Source organism: Streptomyces sp. SID4985, from assembly GCF_009863025.1.
Classification (GTDB): Bacteria; Actinomycetota; Actinomycetes; order Streptomycetales; family Streptomycetaceae; genus Streptomyces.
The window spans coordinates 1-5,043 of record NZ_WWIR01000250.1 but is presented as its reverse complement, the minus strand read 5'-3'; the positions used below and the strand labels follow the sequence as shown (position 1 = coordinate 5,043).

Annotated in this window: 6 protein-coding genes; 2 read left to right on the top strand and 4 right to left on the bottom strand. The window is 69.6% G+C overall.

Features of this window, described 5'->3' with window-relative positions:
• Window positions 1–1,098 (bottom strand): FAD-dependent monooxygenase (locus tag GTW40_RS10285; protein ID WP_161179861.1); only part of this gene is annotated, 1,098 nt, incomplete at its 3' end.
• Between the two features lie 203 nt (window positions 1,099–1,301).
• On the bottom strand, window positions 1,302–1,865 hold the full coding sequence (locus tag GTW40_RS10280; protein WP_161179860.1) for a response regulator transcription factor: 564 nt from the start codon (window positions 1,863–1,865) through the stop codon (window positions 1,302–1,304).
• A gap of 434 nt (window positions 1,866–2,299) precedes the next feature.
• On the opposite strand from GTW40_RS10280, the gene GTW40_RS10275 reads away from it, so the two are divergent.
• Both GTW40_RS10275 and GTW40_RS10270 read left to right on the top strand, forming a co-directional pair.
• Complete coding sequence (locus GTW40_RS10275; protein WP_161179859.1) at window positions 2,300–2,767, top strand: hypothetical protein; 468 nt, start codon at window positions 2,300–2,302, stop codon at window positions 2,765–2,767.
• A 76-nt stretch (window positions 2,768–2,843) separates the two neighbouring features.
• Entirely contained in the window at window positions 2,844–3,284 is a 441-nt protein-coding gene (locus GTW40_RS10270) for a hypothetical protein (protein ID WP_161179858.1), read from the top strand.
• 108 nt (window positions 3,285–3,392) lie between these two features.
• On the opposite strand, the gene GTW40_RS10265 is transcribed toward GTW40_RS10270, so the two are convergent.
• Window positions 3,393–4,337, bottom strand: coding sequence for an amino acid ABC transporter permease (locus GTW40_RS10265; protein WP_161179857.1), 945 nt, complete (start codon window positions 4,335–4,337; stop codon window positions 3,393–3,395).
• Entirely contained in the window at window positions 4,334–4,981 is a 648-nt protein-coding gene (locus tag GTW40_RS10260; protein WP_161179856.1) for an amino acid ABC transporter permease, read from the bottom strand. Before GTW40_RS10260 ends, GTW40_RS10265 begins: the two co-directional genes overlap by 4 nt.
• Window positions 4,982–5,043 lie beyond the last annotated feature (62 nt).

Below are 5,043 nucleotides of genomic sequence, written 5' to 3'. Positions count from 1 at the left end.
GCGGGTCGCGCCGGGCACGTAGGCGCGCAGCCCGCCCCCGCCGCGCAGTACCGGAAGCAGCTGGTCGGCGGCGCGCAGCCGGGCGGCGACCACCGCGCGCCGTTCGGTCTGGTAGCTGTCGAGCAGGGCCTCGTGCGGGCCGTGGTGCCAGGCGACGGCCAGTTTCCAGGCGAGGTTGTCGGCGTCCCGCAACCCCTCGTCCAGGCCCTGGGTGCCGAGCGCGCCGAGCAGATGGGCCGCGTCCCCGGCGAGGAAGACCCGCCCCGCGCGCCACCGCCGGGCCAGCCGGTGGTGCACCGTGTGGACGCCGGTGTCGAGAAGGTCGTACGCCGGGGTGGAACCGCCGGTCCAGCCCGCGAGGGTCTCGCGGACGCGGGTCACCAGCAGGTCGGGCGTGACCAGTTCCTTGCCCGGGGGCAGCAGCCAGTCCAGGCGCCACATGCTGTCCGGCAGCGGGCGGGCCGTGATCTCCGAGCAGGGGGGACCGGAGGACCGCCACGGCGGCGTCCGGTGCAGCAACGCGCTTGCCTCCCAGGGGAGTTCGACGCGCAGGGTGGCGACGGCGTGCCGTTCCACCGCCGTACGGCCGGGGAAGCGGATGTCCTGGAGCTTGCGGACCGTGGAGCGGGGACCATCGCAGCCGACCAGATAACTGCCGCGCCACCAGGTGCCGTCGGGGCCACGGGTGTGCGCGGTGACACCGGAGCGCTCCTGCTCCAGGGAGTCGAGGCGGCTGTCCGCGACCACCCGGACCAGCGGCTCGGCGGCGGCCGCGGCCCGCAGGGCACCGGTGAGGACGTGCTGGGCGATGTGCAGCGGAGCGGGCTCGTCCCACTCGAAGACGGCCTCGCTCACCACCTGCCGACGGCGCATCGACCGCCAGCCGGTCCACCGGACCCCGAGCGCGTCGGCGGGCACCGAGGTCAGCCGCTCCAGCAGCGCGGCCGTGTCCTCGCGCAGGACGACGGTGCGCGCGGGACGGGGCTCGTCCTTGCCCGGACCCTCGTCCAGGACGACGGACGGCACCTCCTGACGGGCCAGCGCCAGGGCGAGCGTGAGCCCCACGGGCCCCGCTCCGACGATGATCACCGGGTCCACGACGCGACGCCCCCTGCCCGCGATGGTGTCCTGATGGCCGCATGTGAACACAAGTGTGGAGCAGGGTGCACGATCACGGAAAGTATGCAACCTACTGCGGCTGCTTGCGTCAAGTGACAGCCTCGACGGCACGGCCGACTTCGCTTCGGCGTTCGTGCACTTCGGGCACGGCAGCCCCTTCACTCCCTCCGCCCGACGCCCCCTCAGACGGGCAGGGGGACGACACCGGCCTGCCATGCGATGCGGGCGGCGTGGAAGCGGTTGGCAGCGCGCAGTTTGGCGCACAGGGCGCGCACGTGGTCCTTCACCGTCTCCGGGCTGATGTGGAGAGCCTGGGCGATGGCCCGGTTGGGAAGGCCCTCGCTCAGGAGCGCCAGCACCTCCCGCTCCCGCGCGCTCAGGTCCGCGATGCGGCCCTCGGCCCCGGGACAGGAATGGAGCGGGGCCGGGCCGGCGTGCAGGAGCGCGTCGGCGATCTCCGGCGACAGCGCGCGGCTGCCCTGGGAGACGGCGGTCAGCCCCCAGGCCAGGTGCCGGACCGCGGAGCGGTGGAGCAGTACCCCGGCCGCACCCTTGACGAGGAGGACACCGGCGTCCCGTCGGGTGACGCGTTCGGCGATGACGAGGACGGCGGGTGCGCCGGGGAGCGCGTTGACGGTCTCCACGAGCGGGAGGGAGTCCTTGCCCGACGCGTCGCCGCTGATGAGGACGGCGGGCCGGGTGGTCCTCACCAGCGCGGCGGCCTGAGCGCGCTTCCCCTCGGCCACGACACTGATCCGCGGACCCTGACGGGATTCCCGGGCCACGGCCTGGAGCATTTCGCGCAGTCCGGCGCGGCAGAGCGATCTGTCATCGATGATTCCCACCCGTAACATTCGGTCCCCGTGTGGTTCTGTGCCTGTGCGACGGCACGCGTGACATCGCCTCTCGTCCGGTCACGACGAGCAGCACGAGCGATCCTCTGATTGCCACGCGTGTTCGTCAAGCATCCTTCGACATTCACTTATCTCTGTGCAATTGCTTTCGCAAGCCGACTCGGCATTTTTTTCGGGCCGATTACGCCGACGGCCGAGCGGTGAATGTCAATCCCCTGTTTCGGGGTACTTCCCGACGGCCCCCCGAGTGGGGGGAACTTCCTTTGTCGCTCAGGAATGCAGGATCGTCAAGCCATCGCAAAGGCGAGGCGAAAGAAGGGAGCGACATGGACGGCAATCGAATACGCCGGGGAACGGTGCTGGGTGCCGCCGCGGCGGCCTGTCTCCTGACCGCGGGGACGATCGGCACGCCGGCCGAGGCGGCGCCCGCGGCCGGTCCGAAGACGGTCGCGGTGGCCGCGAGCTGCGGCAATCCGGTTCTCAAGGTGTGGTACGACTCCGACCAGTTCGGCACCTACCTCAAGGCGTGGTTCGAGACGGCCCGCGGCTGCCCCAAGGGGCGGAAGGTCGCCAGCCTCTCGGGGAAGATCTACTGCTTCAAGCCGAAGTCCAAGCTCGTCTACAGCGCGAGCGTGGCCGGCAAGAAGGCGCCGACGTCCACCTTGATCAAGGCGTTGCCGCCGAAGAACAAGTGCAAGACTTTCTACGCCGAGAGCGTGATCGTCTACAAGGGTGCCTCGCGCACTCCGTTCAAGGACACCTGGCGCTGGAACTGGGGCGGATACCCGGCCTGACGCGATCCCTCTCGCAAATCTCAAATTTCCCTCAAGCGTGAATCTTCCCTGTGCGGAACACTGAAGGAGTTCATTCATGCACGGTGACGAGAAAATCCGGACGAAGCGTCGGGCCGCCCTGCTTATCGGCACGGCCGTCCTGGCGTCCACTCTCGCGGCACCTACCGCCTTCGCGGACGGCCCCTCCGAGATCTACCTCGGCCAGCGCTCCGGAACGATGCGCATCGGCGGGCTCCCCGGCTCGTACAAGTGGGTCGACAAGCAGTACCGCAGCACGTCACTGTCCAACCTGCGCAAGCACTCGATCCGCATCACGTACAGCGGATGCGCCAACTGGTGGGCCCGTGCCGCCGTGAAGCGGGGCTCCACGTACGACACGGACAAGAAGTCGGCCAAGGGCTGCAAGAAGTCCGTCCTGCTGTCGCCCATGGGTGACCTGAAGGCTTCGGTCACGCTGACCATCCACCGGGACCCGACGGACATCTCGGGGAGCGTCGTCATCAAGCCCGTCAAGTGAGGCGACCGCGCCGCCGGTGAGCCGACCGCGCCGCCGGTGTCCCGTCCGTCCCCGTCGCGGGGCGGGACACCGGCGGCGCGGTTCACCGCGGGAACGTACGACCCGGGGTCACGTCAGCGGGCGGCCGGCGTCGCCGCCCGCCGCGACCGGGCCGTCCTCGGCGGCGCCGAGCACCTCCGGCTGTTCGTCGGCCCCCGCCGCCACGGCCACGACGATGCCGGTCTTCGCCCGGCGGCCGCGCCGCTCCAGCCAGGTCGCCAGCGAGGAGAGCGCGAGACACATGGTGATGTAGATCGCGCCGGCCACGATGGTGACCGCCGTGAACGGGTTCTCGCCGTTGACGATGATGTTGGTGGCCATCATCCGGGTGGCGTACAGGAGTTCGGTGTACGTGATGATGTAGCCGAGCGAGGTGTCCTTCAGCGTGACCACGAGCTGACTGATCATCGTCGGCAGCATCGAGCGCACCGCCTGCGGAAGCAGCAGCGTCGTCATCACCTGGTACTTGCGGAGACCGAGCGCGTGCGCCGCCTCGACCTGTCCCCGGGGTACGGCGTTGATGCCCGCGCGGAACACCTCCGCCTGGACACAGCCGTTGTAGACGGTCAGGCCGACGACCAGGCCCCAGAACGCGGCGTTGTCGCCCACCGCGCCGAGGTCGGTCTTGTAGGTGAGGAAGACGACCCACAGGGCGTAGATGGTGATGAGGAGCGGGACGGCGCGGAACAGCTCGATGAACCCGGTGGCGAACCAGCGGACCGGCCGGTGGTCGGACACGCGTGCCACGGCGAGCAGCAGGCCCAGCACCAGGGACAGGGCACCGGCCACCGCGAAGACCTTGAGCGTGGTCAGGATGCCGTCGCGGATGTTGGTGCGGACGCCCGCGTTGTTGAAGATGTCCCAGACGTTCGGGTCCAGCTGGCCCTTCGCGTCGAGTCGGTAGACGACGAAGGCGAGCAGGCCCGCCAGCGCCAGCGAACCCAGCACCGTGTAGAGACGGTTCCGGACCCGGGCCCGGGGCCCGGGCGTGTCGAACAGAACGCTCGCACTCATCGCGCGACCCCCAGACGCCTCTCCAGCAGCCGGAACAGACCGCTGATCGAGAAAGTGATGACGAGGTAGCCCAGGGCCACCCACAGGAAGATCCAGGTGATGGCGTATCCCTGGTCACTGAGGAGCTTCTGCACCCCGAACATCTCGGTCACGCTGAACGCGCCCGCGATCGCCGAGTTCTTGGTGAGCGCGATGAAGATCGAGCTCAGGGGGGCGACCACCGTCCGGGTGGCCTGCGGGAGGACTATCAGCCGCAGGGTCTGGGAGAAGCTCATGCCGAGCGAGCGGGCGGCCTCCGCCTGCCCCAGCGGCACCGTGTTGATGCCCGACCGCACCGCTTCGCACACGAAGGCCGACGTGTAGAAGCCGAGGGCGAGCAGCGCCTTGGTCCACGGGCTCATGCCCGGCACGAACACCACCGGGACGACGAACCAGGCGATGAGGAAGAGCAGCGTCAGGGGAGTGTTGCGGAAGAGCGTGACCCATGCGGTGCCGAACACGCGCAGGGGCGGAACGGGAGAGACGCGGAAACCGGCGATGATGACACCCAGCACCATCGCGAGGAGTCCGCTGGCGAGTGTCAGCAGAACAGTGCCGATGAACCCCTCGCGGAAATCCGCGAGATGGTCGACCAATATGTTCACGGGGAGGTCCTCGTGGCGGTGTACGGGCAGGGAAGGCCGCGGCCGGGACGGCACCACCGCCG